Annotated in this window: 13 protein-coding genes; 10 read left to right on the top strand and 3 right to left on the bottom strand. The window is 59.4% G+C overall.

Annotated elements, in window-relative coordinates; translation table 11 throughout:
- The first annotated feature begins 7 nt into the window (after window positions 1-7).
- The 6 genes from asnB (at window position 8) to R0232_RS08050 (ending at window position 7,992) form a co-directional block, all read left to right on the top strand.
- Window positions 8-1,984: an asparagine synthase (glutamine-hydrolyzing) gene (gene asnB / locus R0232_RS08025; protein ID WP_431511788.1), complete on the top strand. Its 1,977-nt coding sequence runs from the start codon at window positions 8-10 to the stop codon at window positions 1,982-1,984.
- Window positions 1,981-3,099, top strand: a complete 1,119-nt coding sequence (locus R0232_RS08030; RefSeq protein WP_208511615.1) for a glycosyltransferase family 4 protein — start codon at window positions 1,981-1,983, stop codon at window positions 3,097-3,099. The genes asnB and R0232_RS08030 overlap by 4 nt, the downstream gene beginning before the upstream one ends.
- Entirely contained in the window at window positions 3,096-3,707 is a 612-nt protein-coding gene (locus R0232_RS08035; protein ID WP_208511614.1) for a sugar transferase, read from the top strand. The genes R0232_RS08030 and R0232_RS08035 overlap by 4 nt, the downstream gene beginning before the upstream one ends.
- Entirely contained in the window at window positions 3,704-4,366 is a 663-nt protein-coding gene (locus R0232_RS08040) for a NeuD/PglB/VioB family sugar acetyltransferase (RefSeq protein ID WP_431511789.1), read from the top strand. Before R0232_RS08035 ends, R0232_RS08040 begins: the two co-directional genes overlap by 4 nt.
- A 6-nt stretch (window positions 4,367-4,372) precedes the next feature.
- On the top strand, window positions 4,373-5,548 hold the full coding sequence (locus R0232_RS08045) for a DegT/DnrJ/EryC1/StrS family aminotransferase (RefSeq protein WP_431511790.1): 1,176 nt from the start codon (window positions 4,373-4,375) through the stop codon (window positions 5,546-5,548).
- Between the two features lie 452 nt (window positions 5,549-6,000).
- A complete protein-coding gene (locus R0232_RS08050) occupies window positions 6,001-7,992 on the top strand; it encodes a polysaccharide biosynthesis protein (RefSeq protein ID WP_208511611.1) in 1,992 nt (663 codons plus the stop codon).
- 398 nt (window positions 7,993-8,390) lie between these two features.
- Here R0232_RS08050 and R0232_RS08055 read toward each other — a convergent pair whose 3' ends face one another.
- The 3 genes from R0232_RS08055 to R0232_RS08065 all read right to left on the bottom strand — a co-directional run bounded on the left by R0232_RS08055 (window position 8,391) and on the right by R0232_RS08065 (window position 12,540).
- A complete protein-coding gene (locus R0232_RS08055; protein ID WP_431511791.1) occupies window positions 8,391-11,564 on the bottom strand; it encodes a YjbH domain-containing protein in 3,174 nt (1,057 codons plus the stop codon).
- Window positions 11,513-12,142 carry a YjbF family lipoprotein gene (locus R0232_RS08060; protein ID WP_208511610.1) on the bottom strand — a complete coding sequence of 210 codons (630 nt, stop codon included), beginning with the start codon at window positions 12,140-12,142 and terminating at the stop codon, window positions 11,513-11,515. Before R0232_RS08060 ends, R0232_RS08055 begins: the two co-directional genes overlap by 52 nt.
- 134 nt (window positions 12,143-12,276) lie before the next feature.
- Window positions 12,277-12,540: a hypothetical protein gene (locus tag R0232_RS08065; RefSeq protein ID WP_431511792.1), complete on the bottom strand. Its 264-nt coding sequence runs from the start codon at window positions 12,538-12,540 to the stop codon at window positions 12,277-12,279.
- A gap of 392 nt (window positions 12,541-12,932) precedes the next feature.
- Here R0232_RS08065 and R0232_RS08070 point away from each other — a divergent pair, with 392 nt between their 5' ends.
- The 4 genes from R0232_RS08070 to R0232_RS08085 all read left to right on the top strand — a co-directional run bounded on the left by R0232_RS08070 (window position 12,933) and on the right by R0232_RS08085 (window position 16,769).
- Window positions 12,933-13,658 carry a response regulator transcription factor gene (locus tag R0232_RS08070; RefSeq protein WP_256222900.1) on the top strand — a complete coding sequence of 242 codons (726 nt, stop codon included), beginning with the start codon at window positions 12,933-12,935 and terminating at the stop codon, window positions 13,656-13,658.
- 224 nt (window positions 13,659-13,882) lie between these two features.
- Entirely contained in the window at window positions 13,883-14,500 is a 618-nt protein-coding gene (gene petA, locus R0232_RS08075; protein ID WP_093351864.1) for a ubiquinol-cytochrome c reductase iron-sulfur subunit, read from the top strand.
- A gap of 14 nt (window positions 14,501-14,514) precedes the next feature.
- Entirely contained in the window at window positions 14,515-15,951 is a 1,437-nt protein-coding gene (locus tag R0232_RS08080; protein WP_208511608.1) for a cytochrome b, read from the top strand.
- A 29-nt stretch (window positions 15,952-15,980) separates the two neighbouring features.
- Window positions 15,981-16,769, top strand: a complete 789-nt coding sequence (locus tag R0232_RS08085; RefSeq protein WP_057596960.1) for a cytochrome c1 — start codon at window positions 15,981-15,983, stop codon at window positions 16,767-16,769.
- The last annotated feature ends 56 nt before the right edge of the window (window positions 16,770-16,825 follow it).

The raw sequence follows: 16,825 nt of genomic DNA on the forward strand, positions 1-16,825 counted from the left end.
TATTGGAATGTGTGGTTTGGCGGGGTTTTTGGGTGACTTTAAAGCGGTTCGCTCAGGTAGTTCTGAGCGAGTCTTAAACGAGATGACGAGCGCCATCGAGCACAGAGGGCCGGATACTTCAGGTCTTTGGCTGCAGCCAGAATTTGGTTTAGGGCTAGGGCACCGCCGCCTTGCTATTGTTGATCTGACTGAGGCGGGTCACCAGCCAATGACATCGCCAAGCGGTCGTTATGTAGTCGCCTTCAATGGTGAAATCTACAATCACCTTGACTTGCGCAAAGAACTTGAGAAATCTGAATCCTCCCAAAATTGGCGTGGGCATTCCGACACAGAAACCATGTTGTTCGGTTTTGACATGTGGGGCGTTCAGAATACTGTCGAAAAATGCGCAGGCATGTTCGCTTTTGCGGTGTGGGATTCTCATGAAAACATCTTGATTCTTGGTCGTGATCGACTGGGCGAAAAACCTCTTTATTACGGTTGGCAGACCCGAGGCGATCAGCGCGTTTTTATTTTTTCATCTGAGTTGGCTGCCGTCAAAACGCATTCGGCTTTTAATAAAGAAATAGATCGGTCTGCGCTTTGTTTATTCTTGAGGCACGGTTATGTGCCAGCGCCATATAGCATCTATCAAGGGATATCAAAACTGCGGCCAGGGCACTTGATGGCTGTATCGTTGGCTGGCTCAGCCGAAAAAACTTGGAAATATTGGGATGCAAAATCCGTAATCGAAAACGGATTGGCGACGCCATTTTCGGGCTCGGCTACTGCAGCGGTTGATTCGCTTGAATTGATTTTGAAGAATTCAGTTGCGGAGCAAATGATTGCGGATGTACCGCTCGGAGCTTTTTTGTCGGGCGGCGTTGATTCCAGTGCGATCGTTGCACTGATGCAAAATATTGCAAAAGAGGAGGGGGGGCGGCCTGTTAAGACGTTCACTATTGGATTCGAAGAACCAGGTTACAACGAAGCTCATTACGCCAAAGCTGTAGCGTCCCACCTAGGAACGGATCACACTGAGTTATATTTATCGGCTCAGCAAGCGTTGAATGTAATTCCAAAATTGCCTGTCTTGTATTCCGAACCATTTGCGGATAGTTCGCAAATTCCCACTTTTTTGGTCAGTCATATGGCTCGACAGCACGTGACCGTTTCCTTAAGTGGGGACGGAGGAGACGAGTTGTTTGGCGGATATGGGCGCTACCCATTTGCGAAAAAAGTATGGAGTTCGGTTGGGCGAGTTCCCAGAGGGGCGCGCAAATTTGTTGCGCAAAAAATTAGCAATGTCGACTCATCGACATGGAATAGATTTCTCAAGCCGATTCAGGGAATACTTCCAAATCAGCTTGCATCGGCCAATATCGGGGACAAGCTGCATAAAGGTGCTCGAATTCTGGGGGCGGCTGATACTCTGGATTTGTATCGAACCTTGATCAGTGGATGGGAAAATCCAGCAGGAATAGTTATTAATGGCGTCGAGCCGCCATCGGCCATCACAACACCTCATGAAGTGGCAGCCGTAGACGATTTTTTCCATCAAATGATGGCGGTCGATTTGGTGAGCTATTTGCCGGACGACATTTTGTGTAAAGTTGATCGTGCGGCAATGGGGGTTAGTCTCGAGACACGGGTTCCGTTATTAGATTATCGTGTTGTTGAATTTGCGTGGACTTTGCCTCTTGAATATAAGGTTCGGGACGGGGTTGCGAAATGGCCACTTCGGGAGTTGCTTTATAAGTATGTTCCTCGTGATTTAATTGATCGAAAGAAGATGGGTTTTGGAATCCCTTTGGGTGAGTGGCTCCGGGGGCCTTTAAAAAGTTGGGCAGAGGAATTGCTCGACGAAAGCCGACTGAAGAGAGAAGGTTTTTTCTCGCCAGCGCCTATTAGAGAGCGTTGGGTCGAGCATATCAATGGCACTCGAAATTGGGCTCCGCAGTTATGGTCGATCCTGATGTTTCAGGCTTGGTTTGCAGAGCAATGAAATTTCTCTTGGTTGGCAGCTTTGCTGAGTCTCTTTTGAATTTTCGTGGTGCATTAATTTCGGCGCTACAGCAACGGGGTTTGGAGGTTCATGTAGCGGCGCCAGAATTGCCTCCGGGTAATCCCTATCGCCTGCAATTAGAGGCTCGTGGAATAGTAGTTCATAGTATTTATATGCGGCGTACTGGGACAAATCCGGTGGCTGATTTAAGAACGCTTTTTTCTATTTGGGGTTTGATGCGGCGGGTGCGGCCGAGATTTGTGATGACCTATACGGTCAAGCCGACTATTTATGGTGGGCTTGCTGCTAGATTCGCGAGAGTGCCTCATCGCTTTGCCTTGATTACAGGCCTCGGGTATGCTTTTCAGGAAGGCAAGGGTCGAGGCTGGTTGCGGGCCATCGTGCAGCGGCTATATGCCATTTCGTTGGAGGGGGCTCAGAAAGTATTTTTTCAAAACTCCGATGACGAGGCACTTTTTCGACGGCGCGGACTATTAGGCCCCGCGAAGGCATCTTGTGTTGTGAGGGGGTCAGGCGTTGATTTGGAAAAATTTTCTGCCTCAAAAATTTCAGCAAAGTCTTTGAGCTTTCTTCTGATCGCACGCCTTCTAGGAGATAAAGGTATACGTGAATACGTGCAGGCAGCTCGCAAGGTGCGGGCTCTATATCCCGAAGTTCGCTGCATGTTGGCCGGATGGATAGATACAGGCCCCGATGCTATAGCTCAGGATGAATTAGACGCCTGGTGTTCTGACGGATCTATTGAATTTTTGGGGCGTTTGTCTGATGTAAGGCCGGCTATTGCGAGTTGCAGCGTATATGTTTTACCTTCCTACCGCGAGGGGACGCCGCGTACGGTACTCGAGGCAATGGCGATGGGACGCGCCGTCATTACGACGGATGCGCCCGGGTGCCGTGATACGGTGATAGAAGAATTTAATGGATTTTTGGTTCCCGTAAAATCTGTCGACTCCTTGGTGAATGCAATGTTGAAATTTGTTGCCGATCCATCGATTTCTAGAATTATGGGCGAAAAATCTCGCAATGTTGCTGAAGAAAAATATGACGTCCACAAAGTGAATGCCATTATGTTATTTGAAATGGGGATTCAGTGAAGCGGCTTTTTGATCTCGCCGTGTCCGTGCCACTTTTATTCATTTTGGCACTGCCATTATTTTTTTTGTTTTTGATAATTCGCTTCACTCTTGGTGCGCCAGTTTTATTCTTTCAGGTGCGACCTGGAATTCATGGCCGACCGTTCCGAATGGTGAAATTCCGAACAATGACAGATGCGCGAGGGATCGACGGAAAACTGCGTCCTGATGCGGAGAGGCTGACAAAGCTCGGGAGATTTTTGAGGTCTAGCAGTTTGGACGAGTTGCCGGAATTGCTGAACGTAGTCCGAGGGGATATGAGTTTGGTGGGGCCTCGGCCGCTGTTGATGAAATACTTGTCGCTGTATTCGAAAGAGCAAGCTCGGCGGCATGACGTCAGACCCGGAATTACAGGCTGGGCGCAAGTAAACGGTCGCAATTCCCTTGATTGGGATGAGAAGTTCAAGCTAGATGTTTGGTACGTAGAAAACCATTCATTGTGGTTGGATCTGCGGATTCTCTTCATGACCGTTAAGAAAGTGGTTGCCCGGGAGGACATCAGCGCGGCTGGTGAAGCAACGATGAGAGAGTTCGAAGGTTTGCCTTCGGCTAGGCAAAAAGAGCAATGAATCAGCCCCTATATGCTGTTTATGGAGCAAGCGGCTGCGGTCGAGGAATCATGCCGTTCGCACGAGCGCAATTGGCTCGCGAGGGGCTGTCAGCCGATCGGATCGTATTCGTGGACGATGGTGCCGGGACCGCGGCAATTAATGGGCATCGTGTTTTGCGCTACGCCGATTTTCTCAAGGAGCCGGCTTCACTACGCCGAATAGTTATTGCAATAGCCGATAGTAAGATACGTGAGGGTCTTTTCAATCGATGCATTGCAGATGGAGTTCATGCATGGTCGGTTTTTGCTGCGAATATTGTGGTTATGGACGGCGTAATTCTCGGTGAGGGTGCCGCCCTCAGTCCGTTTGTGACGATAACCTCAAACATTCAGATTGGCAAAGGCTTTCATGCAAATCTTTACAGTTGTGTTGAGCATGATTGCGTTATTGGTGATTTCGTTACCTTTGCTCCGGGTGTGAGATGCAATGGAAATATTCGGATCGAAGATCATGCTTACATCGGGGCAGGTGCCATCATCAAGCAAGGGCGGCCTGGGAAACCATTGATTATCGGACGTGGAGCAGTGGTCGGAATGGGGGCAATAGTTACGCGCGACGTCCCGCCTGGAAGCACCGTCGTCGGTAATCCTGCGCGCCTTCATTTTCTCAAGGATTAAATCTTCGTGTTGAATACTTCCTTCTCTTCTTGGCCAAGTTTTACAATTGAAGAGGCAGATGCCCTTCATCGGACCCTTTTATCTAATAGGGTTAACTATTGGACGGGAACCGAATGCCGTGAATTTGAAAAGGAATTCGCAGCATGGGCCGGCACCTCTCATGCAGTGGCGCTGAGCAATGGAACACTGGCACTTGACGTCGCCCTCAAGGCATTGGGCATTGGGCCGGGGGACGAGGTGATTGTTACGCCTCGAACGTTCATCGCAAGCGTATCTTGCGTGGTTAATGCTGGGGCTACTCCTGTGTTCGCGGATGTCGATGCGAATAGCGGCAATCTATCGGCGGAAACCATTGCGCGCGTGCTGACATCGCGCACGCGCGCCGTGATCTGCGTGCACCTAGCCGGTTGGCCCTGCGACATGGAGCCGATCATGGCGTTGGCGTCGGAACATGCCTTCAAGGTGGTCGAGGATTGCGCCCAGGCGCATGGGGCACGTTATGAGGGACGGATGGTCGGGAGCATTGGCCACATAGGGGCGTGGTCCTTCTGCCAAGACAAGATCATGACCACCGGTGGGGAGGGAGGCATGGTGACAACGAATGACGAATCCTTGTGGCGCGCGATGTGGGAGTTCAAGGACCACGGCAAGAGCTTCGAGGCGGTGTACGAGAGGCAGCACCCTCCGGGCTTTCGTTGGCTTCACGAAAGCTTCGGAACCAATTGGCGAATGCTTGAAATACAAGCTGTCATCGGGCGCATCCAATTGCGTCGCATGCCGGATTGGCAGTCAACGCGAACTCGAAACGCTGAAGCCATCTGGGCTGCCGCCCGCCCGCACGCCGCGGTGCGTGTCCCTGCCGTGCCGGAACGCGCTGTTCATGCGCACTACAAGGCCTATATCTACGTACAGCCGGACCAGCTGGCGCCAGGCTGGACGCGCGATCGCATCGCGGAAGCCATTCAGGCGCGCGGAGTGCCTTGCTATCAAGGCTCGTGCTCAGAGGTGTACTTGGAAGCAGCCTTCGATGGAACGGGCTGGCGCCCCAAGGAGCGCATGTCGGTGGCCAGGGAGCTCGGAGAGACCAGCCTGATGTTCTTGGTGCACCCGACCTTGACTGGAGATGAGATTGCGAAAACGTGCGCGGTGATCGGAGAGGTCCTGGCAGAAGCCTCGGCCTGAATGCCTTGCCGGCAGTCCGGCGCCGGTGACTCGGGAGCGGGAGGGCGGGCGGTGTGGCATCGGAAGCCGAGCAGACCAAGCCATCACAGCGTATTCGCCGCCTCCTTGCCGTGCGCCCAATGTAGTTGTAGGTATTAGTCCTTTTGTGGTATGGAAGGGCTGACGGAAGCGTGCAATCCTTGGTCGGGAGTTGTGCTTTCGAAGCGAGCAATTTTCTCGCAAGCCCCGCATGGCAATTGACTGGCTACGGATTGCCGTGAAGCTCGGGCGGCCGCCAACATCCGATAACTAAAGAATTCATCACCCGCCTCCCATGAATTGGGGAGGCTCAAATGAGTAGCTTTTGACACTTTCATTCACAATCAAGTGCAAGACGGCAAGGATCACGCTTGGGGAACCTGGGCACAATCAAACGTCGGCAGCTTGGTTTGCGTTCGGGTAGGAGTTTCAGTGTGATCAATCGTCTGGCAGAGCAACTGCTCGCCTTACCGCGGCCTTCCAAGCGGTTGCTGGCGCTGTGCGTGGATGCCTTGCTATGCGTGCTGTGCGTCTGGTTTGCTCTCAGCCTTCGGTTCGAGCAGTGGATGTTCCCCAGCGGACTGCAGTGGTGGGCTGCCGTGATGGCGGTCGTGCTCGCGCTTCCTCTTTTCACGGTGTTCGGCTTGTACCGCGCGATCTTCCGCTACGCGGGAGCGCCAGCGCTCATGGCCATCATGAGGGCCTGCGCACTCTTTGGCGTGGCCTATGCGGTCCTGTTTTCGGTGATCGGCGTCAATACCGTTCCGCGCACCGTAGGTTTGGTGGTCCCGCTGCTGTTGTTCCTTTGCATTGGTGGTTTGCGCATGGTGACGCGCTACTGGCTCGGCGGCATGTACATGAGTGCAGTCGACCGCAAGTCGTTGCCACAGGTCGTGATCTACGGTGCGGGCGGCGCGGGGCTTCAATTGGCCGCCGCGCTGGCGCAAAGCCGCGACATGGTGGTACGGGCCTTCATCGACGATGCCAAGCATCTGCAGGGAAGCACGCTCAACGGCGTGCGTATCCAGGCTCCCGGTTGGCTGCGCGAAAACGCCGGCATCCTTGGCATTACCGACGTCCTTCTAGCCATGCCGACCGCCAGCCGCGCAAGGCGAGTGGAAATACTGAACGGCCTGCTGCCGCTGCATCTTCACGTTCGCACGCTGCCTGCGCTGGCAGATCTGGCCAATGGCCGTGTACAGGTCCAGGACCTGCTCGAGGTCGATATCGAGGACCTGCTGGGCCGTGATCCGGTGGCGCCGGTCGACGATCTGCTGCACAAGCACATCCGCAACCAGGTCGTGCTGGTCACGGGAGCTGGCGGTTCGATCGGCAGCGAGTTGTGCAGACAGATCATTCAACTCTCGCCCTCCAAGCTGTTGCTCGTGGAGCTGAGCGAGTTCGCGCTCTACGCGATTCATCAGGAACTGGAGGCGCTGGCAACCGGTGCCCAGGTGATTCCGCTGTTGGCTTCGGTACGCGACCCGGCCCGACTGCGTGAAATCATGCGCACCTGGGAGCCTGACACGGTCTATCACGCAGCAGCCTACAAACACGTGCCGCTCGTGGAGCACAACCCGGTCGAAGGCGTGCGCAACAATGCGTTGGGCACGCTCACGACGGCACAGATCGCCATGGAGTGCCAGGTACGTCGTTTCGTGCTGGTCAGCACCGACAAGGCAGTGCGGCCGACCAACATCATGGGCGCTAGCAAGCGAGTGGCCGAACTCGCCTTGCAGGGCCTGGCACAGCAGGCGTCAGGCACTTGCTTTTCCATGGTCCGCTTTGGCAATGTGCTGGGATCGAGCGGTTCCGTGGTGCCGCTGTTCCGTCGTCAGATTGAGGCCGGCGGCCCGATTACGCTGACGCACGCAGACATCACCCGCTACTTCATGACGATCCCCGAAGCGGCACAGCTCGTGATTCAAGCAGGCGCCATGGCGCAAGGAGGCGACGTGTTCGTGCTCGATATGGGCGAGCCGGTGCGGATCATCGATTTGGCGCGCCGCTTGGTGGAGTTGTCGGGTCGCACCGTGAAGGATGAGCAAACGCCCAACGGAGACATCGAGCTGCGCATTACTGGCCTTCGTCCAGGTGAAAAGCTCTACGAGGAACTCCTGATCGGCGACGCCGCGATGCAGACCCTGCATCCGCGCGTGATGAAGGCGCACGAGCCTTGCCCACCTGCAGCTGAGCTTTGGCGCCAGTTCGCGATTCTGGGGGCGACTCTGGATCGCAATGATGTGCCGGCGCTCAAGCACGCACTGACGCAGATGTTGCCCGGCTACCAGCCTCATTCGGAGGTAGTCGACTGGGTTCACATCGAGCAGCATCAGATGCCGCTGCGCGTCCTCTCGCTCGATCTCGAATCTACCGAGGACGAAAAGCGCTTGTTGGAGACATCGGCTGTGGTGCTTGCGGCTTGAGGAGCGGGGCGCACGCAGTCTTTTCTCTGCACCTGCCGTGATGGCGGTTCGCAACGCAAGCGCTCGGGGCACCCCTGTGCTTCGTGTTCGCGCTCAAGGCTGACGACGCCCTCCTGAAACGCCCTGCGAGCCATGCACAGCATGGTGGTGTATCGCTGGCGGGGCCTGGCAAGAGTGCTCTCGATCTGCCCGGACATCCCTTGATCGTCCACGCCGCCTCTGCGAGGGCGTGCGGCCGAGATTGCCGCATTGACGGCAGCGTCGCCGCATTGTCATGTCTGCCCTGAATGAGGCCGCAAGACCCTTCCAAACTCCGCCGAGTGAATCGGGCCCGTCCGAGGGCGTGATTCACCAGAGCCGTCAGCGCTCGAACGATGGCCCGTTCGAGCGCGTACCCCTCACGGCTTGGCGCGTTCGAAGTTCAGGATGTTGTCTCCCGCTCGAGGTGCGTTGTTTTCCGGCGGACCGACCGAGAAGGCCTTCGGATCGCGTATCGACGTCATGTCGTAGAGCGGGTTGATGCGGCCCAGCTTCGCGCCACCGTCTCTGATGAGAGGTGACCATGCAAAGCCAGCCGTGAACTTGCTTGACTTGGGCAGGAATGCGTCGAACGGCACCGCGACGTAGATGCCTTTGTCGAAGCTGCCTTCGCCGAAGTCCCGGGAAGAAACGTTCGTCTTCGTCGCGTACGCACCCAGGACCACGCCGTTGTCGAAGCTCTTGCTGACATTGAGCGTCACGCCTCGGTCGCCGGCGAGATACTGCCCCACGCTGACGGTGGCGCGCACGCCGTTCCAGCCCGTGTCCCAGTACAGCGTTGCGTGGCCTGTATTGACCTTGTAATCGCGCAAGCCGAAGTCCTGCTCGAATGCGCGCTGACGTACATGGTTGACGTCGATGCCGAAGGCGATCCGGCTGCGCGATGGGCGATAGAGCCATTCGGCGCCCACGCCCGCGAACATCGGCTCAAGTGCGCCGCCGTAGACGCTGTAGTACTGGTCTTCCGCGAGTCGGCCCACGTGCGTGAGCTGGAACACCGGCATCGTCAAGCGCTTCGTCGTGGCGTATTCGCGCTGGAAGGTCCGTACCCGCGGCAGATTGCTCGGCGCGGTGTAGCTGAACTTGTCGAAGTTGTCGAACATGCGCCAGTTGAGCGCACCGTTGAACCAGGTGCTCTCGGTGAAACGGTACTCGAGCGTTGCCTGGATGCCGATCTGGTACAGCAGGAAGGCATCGGGGCCGCCCACGATCTGGGTCGTGCTGGGCGTGATGCCGAACACGTAGCGTTCGCGCTTGCGATCCCAAGGAGCCATGGGCGATGCTGTCGCCGTCGTGGATGTCTGCGCCGTTGCTGTGGCGCTGTCGGACTTACCGTCCTGCGGTGCATTGACCGCGGCGCTGGCGGCGGTCGCGGCCATCGCCGGCAACGGCCGCATCCGATCCTCGCTGTTGTCCATCGGAGGCGCGTAGTCGCGCTGGCTCATCGCGCGCTTCTCGCTCGGCGTCAACGCCTTGTAGTGCTCGTTGACCCATTCGTCACGGCTGACGACCTGCGCGTGCAGCGCGAGTCCGCGCTCGCGGTAGTGGAGCACGAAGTGCTTGATGGACCCCGGGGCGTCGCGATGCAGCAGCGCGATGATGGTTTCGACACGCGCCTCGCGGTAGACGGTCAGGCTCTCGGTGATCCAGACGTGCAACTTGTCGCCCTGCGGTGCAATGCGCTGCACGGTCCATTCGGTACGGGCCTCGATGTCGGCTGCGGTCGTTGGCCAGCCAGGTGGCGTGCTGGGTGCAGTGGGCGTGAAGCGCGGCAGCGGTGCATCGGCGACCTTGGGCGTCTGCAGCTTGGCGAGGTTGGTCGATAGCGCCACCCCGAGCATGACCTTGTCGCCACGCTCGAAACCGAGAGAGAACGATACCCCGGGCGCGTAGCGATATTCGAGGCCGACATTGAACGGCGTGCGCTGGCGTTGATTGTTCGCCGAAGGCTCGTGCTGATAGTCGTTGCCCTCGTACTCGAGCTTGAGGGTCAGCGGGTCCCATGGCGTGCGCCACGCGACGCCGCCAAAAAGGGCGGCAGGGCCGCGGAAGAAGGTGCGGAAATTCGTTTGCCCGCCGCCAGCAATGGCGCCAGGTCGCGTTCTGAATCGATCACTGACGGCGATCAAGGGGTTCTTGATGTTGCCGCTACTACCCATATAGCCCCAGCCGATGCCAAGGCTGAAGTCGAAATCACCGTAGCGCTTATTGGCAACCAGATACTCGGACGAGAAAAGACCCGTACCACCGAAGTCGCGGAAACCGAGTGCGAGTTCGGGAATGTAGGCCGACTCCTTGGCAAGTCTGACTTTGAAGTCGATACTTTTGTCCTTGTTTGACTGGCCCGTCGTGCTGGCGCCGTACGCCACATTGCTGATCGAGCTGTACCGGAAGCCGGCTTCCAGCCAGTCCAAAGGCTGGAACATGAAGTTCAGCCGCGAATAGGGATAGACGTTCGAGAAGGAGAGCCGAAAGTCACCGAGCTCGCCCATGCGGGCCGAGGGCGTTTGCAGAAGGCCGGTTTCGCCCCAGTCGTTGGTGCTGGTTCTGAAAACCTTGGGCCGAGGCGTGGGCTCGGGGAGGACCGATCGCACGGGGCCGAAGGCCATCGGGCTGTCGGTCTTCGTAGGAGCTGACACGGTGGAGACGCTTGGCTGCGCAGTCGCAGTCGCAGTCGCGATCGGAGCCGCGCCTGTCGTAGCGCTATCGATCGACTGTGGTGCCGGGCCTTGGGTCGCCAGAAACTTGATCATGCCTTCCGAGGCTGCCACCAGGTCCGGCATTTCGCGCGGCGCGGCCCAAATCCACGCGCCCGGCGCCGGTTCGTCGGACGGCTGCGCATTCCACGGGGCTACGCCTACTCGCGCAGTACGTCCGTCGGGCTGTGCGACCCAGGCCCAATCTGCAGCGGGGAGATCGCAGACCTTGACATAGTCCCAGGCGGTATACCCGGGCTCGTGCTTCACATGGCAGAGTTCGCCATTGGGGCGCAGCACCGCGATCGTCTTGAGGTCGCGCGGACCGGGCACCAACTGCTGGCCGGCGGACAGCACCGGATCTTCTTCCGGATGGGTCTCGAGCCAGCGCGGATCGACGATGCCGAGCGCTACTCGCCCGGTGACCGGCAGGCCCTGGAGCCAGGTGATCAATTGCAGTCGCTCGAGCTGGCCCGAGCGGGGAGCGCGCCGGGTTTCGGCTTCGAGGCGAACGAGCAGCGTGTTCTTCAGGAATTGCTGCGCCAGACGCTCTTCGGGCACGCGCCACGAAAGCCCCGGGGAAGCGGTTTCCGGCGGCTGTCGCAGCAGCCATGCGCTGAAGCGCTCTCCAGGACGCACGTCGGCGTCGGAAAGCGTTTTCTGGCTGTTGCTCGGCGAGGGAGCGGTGGCCTGTTGCGCCCAGGCCGAGCAACTGGCCACGAGAGCGCAGGCCACCGCTACGTGTCGCGGCCAGTGGGGGTGTCGAGTGCGGCGAACCAGCGAGCTCATGTCCCGGCGCTCGCCGAGGTACCGGTCGCCGGGGAGGGGGGTGTCCACCGCTCGAAGCTCATACACAGATTGTTGGAGATGCACTGCTCGGAGTAGACAACGACAGGCGTGCCCGATTTTCGTGAGATGCCGAACCGGGCCACGGGAAGGGCGGCGGAGGCCGGGCGCGACGTCGCGCGCTCTTCGTACCATTGCAACGAACTTGCATCGACCCCGGAAATGGCGGTATCGCTGGGTGTTGGAACGGCGATGCGCATGATGTCGTCGTTGATGCCGAACTTGTAGCCGGGCATGACATCGCGTTCACGCGTATAGCGTTGAACGGAGGTGTTGTCGGGGCTCGACGCCGCGACAGGCCAGGAAGGCCAGTTGGCCGTACGCACGGCGCGCCAGTCTGTCGTCAGCCCGGTGGTTCCGACGATTCGACCGTTCAGCAGTCGAATCACTTCGCCGCCACCGCTGTACCAGACCTCGACGGTTCCCTCGGGACGCTGATCCAGGTAGCCAAGCACCATGTAGATGGTGCGGCCCTCGATGCCGGCCTTCAGATAAACGAAGTTGGGATTGAAATTGGGCTGCGCTGCGGACGAGCGGCCCTGATAGAGCATCCGCGCCGTATCCAGCATGGCTGAAGAACCGGAAGAACAACCGCCAACGCCCAAAAAAAACGTTGCCAAAAGGCAACATTTTATAAGTCGCGTGGCGATACCGACGCGGGGACCTTTCAGCGAGTGCCCTCCGTCAAGGAGGGCTCGCGGCATCAGCGCGTGGTGCCGGTCGTACCGGTGGTGCCGGTGCCGGGGATCAGGCCGAAGCCGCCGCCCGAATTGCCACCGTTACCGCTGACGGCAGCCACGAAGAGCGCTGCGCCCGCGCCTGCGGCGATTTTCTCTTCGGTGGTGAAGCCGCCGCCTTGAGCGCCGCTGGTAGCGTTGGTACCGCCAGCAGGAGCGCCTTGAGCGAACGCAGACGAAACCGCCAGGGCGGACAGAGCGACAGCTGCAACCAGTTGGTTGGTTTTCATAAGGGATCCTCTCAAAGATTTTTATGCAATCGATTCGAGAGTAGCAGCATTGAAAGTGGGTCGCAACCCGTTTGCACTCGGTTTCTTCTTTGTTACCCGATGCGGGGCAGGTCCGTGAAAAAGGTTACGCATCTGATGTTACGTAGCGACAGGCGTGACGTCGACCGTAACGAGGCCTCCGAAACGCCCGAAATCCACCGTGTTCCGGGGGCGTCCGAGCAAATTCGCCTCAAAAAAGACCAATGAAATCAACCGCTTAGTCATCCTGGGCGCGGGTTGTCGGCTCCGGCGCCCTGCGCAGGCATCGATCCTGCGTTTGCGTAAACCAACGTTAACTTTTTTCAGACCCGCAACCCAGTTGCCGCACCGGGAGACTCAAGGTGGAAATTCTGTTGGAAAAGACCGACGCCAGCGTGATGGCGAGGAATTCGAAGTTCCAGAGCGTGCTGATCGTCCATGACGATCTTCAGGTGACCGAACGTCTGCGCAGCGTGGTGTCGGTGCTCGAGCCCAGGGCCCGCGTGCTGGTCGCCCGCTCCTGCGCCCAGGCCCGCGAGATCCTGGCGCGCAGTTCCTGCTCGCTGGCGCTGGTCGGCATGGACCTGCCCGAGGATGGCGGCGTCTCGACGATCCTGCATCTGCGCGAGGCGCATCCGCACATGGAGCGCATCGCCGTCTCGGCCTTGCCCGATACGCAGCGCGTGCGCGCCGCGGTCTCGGCCGGCGTGGCGGGCTACCTGCTCACCGATGCACTCGACACCGAACTGGTCTTCCTGCTGCGCTCGCTCGAGCGCGGTGGTGCGGCCATGGACCCCCGCGTCGCGCGCTGCGTGCTCGAGCGCATGTTCGGCACCGCGCGCCGCGCGCCGGCCAGCAGCAGCACGCAAGTGCCGTCGGCCGCCGCCGAAACCGAGGCGCCGAAGTCGGTGCTCTCGGTCAGCGAGCTCAAGGTGCTGAACCTGATCGCGCAGGGCTGGAGCAATCGCCAGATCGCCGAGGCCTTCTACCTCTCGATCAACACGATCGAGTTCCACGCCAAGAGCATCTACCGCAAGCTCGCGGTCAAGTCGCGCACGCAAGCCGTTCGCGAAGCGATGCAGCACGGCCTGCTGAACTGAATCTCCCCTCGTGAAGCGCCCGCGGTCCCAAGCCGCGGGCGCTTTCGCGCGCGCTCGTTCCGTCCATCGACGGAGCGTCGATGACACGCGGACGGCGCCCCGCCGATGTCGGATCGGAGCGTCATTCGCGCGACCGCGCGGTCTTGCAACCGTTGAATTCGCACGTTGCGCCCCGCTACAATCGTCGGTTGACCCTGCTCCAGCGAAGAAGATAGAGGATCCCCATGAGTGACATGACCGCCGGCTCCCCCCGGATCGACACAAGCAAGCGGACCTGGTTGATCGCGTCCGGCTGTGCCGGTGCAGTGGGAGGCGTGGCCACCGCGATTCCCTTTGTCAGCACGTTCCAGCCCTCCGAAAAGGCCAAGGCCGCCGGCGCTGCCGTCGAGGTCGACATCTCCGGCCTGAAGGTCGGCGAGAAAGTCACCGTCGAGTGGCGCGGCAAGCCGGTCTGGATCCTCAAGCGCTCCCCGGAGCAGATCGCCGAGCTGCCGAAGCTCGATGCGCAGCTCGCGGACCCGCAGTCCAAGCGTCATCCCGACGAATTCACGCCCAAGTACGCCCAGAACGAGCACCGCTCGATCAAGCCCGACGTGCTGGTCGTGGTCGGCATCTGCACCCACCTCGGCTGCTCGCCGGTGGACCGCCTGCAGTCCGGCCCGCAGCCCTCGCTGCCCAACGACTGGGAAGGCGGCTTCCTCTGCCCTTGCCACGGTTCCACGTTCGACCTGGCCGGCCGAGTCTTCAAGAACAAGCCCGCGCCCGACAACCTGCCTGTGCCGCCGCACATGTACCTGTCGGACACCAAGCTCCTGATCGGTGAAGACTCCAAGAAGGCCTGAGGCAGAAGAAGAACATGGCTGAATTCCACGAAATCTCCCCCAACGCCCCGGCCAGCGCCAAGCTGCTGAACTGGGTCGACAACCGTTTCCCGCTGACCAAGCTCTGGAACGATCAGTGGGGCAAGTACTACGCGCCGAAGAACTTCAACTTCTGGTACATCTTCGGCTCGCTGGCGATGCTGGTCCTCGTGATCCAGATCGTCACCGGCATCTTCCTCGTCATGCACTACAAGCCCGACGCGAACCAGGCGTTCGCATCGGTCGAGTACATCATGCGCGACGTGCCATGGGGCTGGCTGATCCGCTACATCCACTCGACGGGGGCCTCCGCGTTCTTCGTGGTGGTCTACCTGCACATGTTCCGCGGCCTCATGTACGGCAGCTACCGCAAGCCGCGCGAGCTGATCTGGGTGTTCGGCTGCGCGATCTTCCTGTGCCTGATGGCCGAAGCCTTCATGGGCTACCTGCTGCCCTGGGGCCAGATGTCCTACTGGGGCGCCCAGGTGATCGTGAACCTGTTCGCCGCCATCCCGTTCATCGGTCCTGACCTGGCCCTGCTGATCCGCGGCGACTACGTGGTGAGCGACGCCACGCTGAACCGCTTCTTCAGCTTCCACGTGATCGCCGTGCCGCTGGTGCTGCTCGGCCTGGTGGTGGCCCACCTGATCGCGCTGCACGAAGTGGGTTCGAACAACCCCGACGGCATCGAGATCAAGGCCAAGCGCGGTCCCGACGGCCATCCGCTCGACGGCATCCCGTCGCACCCGTACTACACGGTGCACGACATCTTCGGCGTGGTGGTGTTCCTCACGATCTTCTCGGCGGTGATCTTCTTCGCCCCCGAAGCCGGCGGCTATTTCCTGGAGTACAACAACTTCATCCCGGCCGATTCGCTGAAGACGCCGAACCACATCGCACCGGTCTGGTACTTCACGCCGTTCTATTCGATGCTGCGTGCGACCACCGACGACATGGTCAACGTGTTCGCGCTGATCATCGGCGCGGCCGCGATCTGGAACTTCGTCAAGGGCAAGTCGGGCGTGGCGCTCAAGGTCGCGATCATCGTCGTGGCCGCCGTGGCGATCTTCCTGCTCAAGACCTTCGACGCCAAGTTCTGGGGCGTGGTCGTGATGGGCGGCTCGGTCATCATCCTGTTCTTCCTGCCGTGGCTCGACCACAGCGAAGTCAAGTCGATCCGCTACCGTCCGGGCTGGCACAAGTACGTGTACGGCGTGTTCGTCTTCTTCTTCCTGATCCTGGGCTACCTCGGCATCCAGCCGCCCGGCGTTTGGGGCAACCTCGTGATCGGCTCGTTCGCGCTCGACATCGCGCAGACCATCTCGCAGATCGGCACGCTGTTCTATTTCGGTTTCTTCCTGCTGATGCCGTGGTGGAGCCGCAAGGGCGAGTTCAAGACCGTGCCCGACCGCGTGACCTTCGCCGCCCACTGAAAAGCGCAAGACAGCTCGAGAGACACACGATGAAGAAAAGCATTTCCGGCTGGCTCGCGGCCCTGGGCCTGGTCATCGGCCTGGCTTCTGGCCTGACCTTCTCCACAGCCGCTTCGGCCGAATCCGGCGGGCTCGCCTGGGACAAGGCCCCGAACAAGACGAACGACGTGGCCGCGCTGCAGAACGGCGCCAAGCTGTTCGTCAACTACTGCCTCAACTGCCACTCGGCCGCCTTCATGCGCTTCAACCGCCTGCAGGACATCGGCATCAGCGAGCAGCAGATCAAGGACAACCTTCTGTTCACGACCGAGAAGGTCGGCGAGACCATGAAGGCCAACATCGATGCGCGCCAGGCCAAGGAATGGTTCGGCACCACGCCGCCCGACCTGACGCTGGTGGCACGCTCGCGCGCCGGCCACGGCGGCACCGGTGCGGACTACCTCTACACCTACCTGCGCACCTACTACCGCGACGACACCAAGGCGACCGGCTGGAACAACCTCGCATTCCCGAGCGTGGCCATGCCCAATCCGCTGTGGGAGCTCCAGGGCGAGCGCCGTCCGATCCACGCCAAGGTCGAGCAGCATGGCCACGAGGCCGATGTGTTCACCGGCAAGTGGGAACAGGTCACGCCCGGCACCATGACCCCGCTGCAGTTCGACACCGCCGTGGGCGACCTGGTGAGCTACATGCAGTGGATGGCCGAGCCCGCGCAGAACACGCGCATCCGCATCGGTGTCTGGGTGCTGCTGTTCCTGTCGATGTCGGTGATTTTCGTGTGGCGACTGAACGCCTCGTATTGGAAAGACGTCAAGTAGTTCCATCCTTGCCGACCGGAGCGTCAAGTGCGCCGGTCCCGTGGAGTGGGTTGCCA

It is taken from the genome of Variovorax sp. DAIF25 (genome assembly GCF_050711835.1).
Classification (GTDB): domain Bacteria; phylum Pseudomonadota; class Gammaproteobacteria; order Burkholderiales; family Burkholderiaceae_C; genus Variovorax.

What these genes read in the sequence shown, in the direction of transcription:
- R0232_RS08060 (WP_208511610.1), bottom strand. Translation starts at nt 12,142, where the DNA reads ATGCTGGATACGGCGCGGATGCTCTATCAGGGCCGCTCGTCCGCAGCG.
- petA (WP_093351864.1), top strand. Translation starts at nt 13,883, where the DNA reads ATGAGTGACATGACCGCCGGCTCCCCCCGGATCGACACAAGCAAGCGG.
- asnB (WP_431511788.1), top strand. Translation starts at nt 8, where the DNA reads ATGTGTGGTTTGGCGGGGTTTTTGGGTGACTTTAAAGCGGTTCGCTCA.
- R0232_RS08085 (WP_057596960.1), top strand. Translation starts at nt 15,981, where the DNA reads ATGAAGAAAAGCATTTCCGGCTGGCTCGCGGCCCTGGGCCTGGTCATC.
- R0232_RS08030 (WP_208511615.1), top strand. Translation starts at nt 1,981, where the DNA reads ATGAAATTTCTCTTGGTTGGCAGCTTTGCTGAGTCTCTTTTGAATTTT.
- R0232_RS08040 (WP_431511789.1), top strand. Translation starts at nt 3,704, where the DNA reads ATGAATCAGCCCCTATATGCTGTTTATGGAGCAAGCGGCTGCGGTCGA.
- R0232_RS08065 (WP_431511792.1), bottom strand. Translation starts at nt 12,540, where the DNA reads ATGAAAACCAACCAACTGGTTGCAGCTGTCGCTCTGTCCGCCCTGGCG.
- R0232_RS08080 (WP_208511608.1), top strand. Translation starts at nt 14,515, where the DNA reads ATGGCTGAATTCCACGAAATCTCCCCCAACGCCCCGGCCAGCGCCAAG.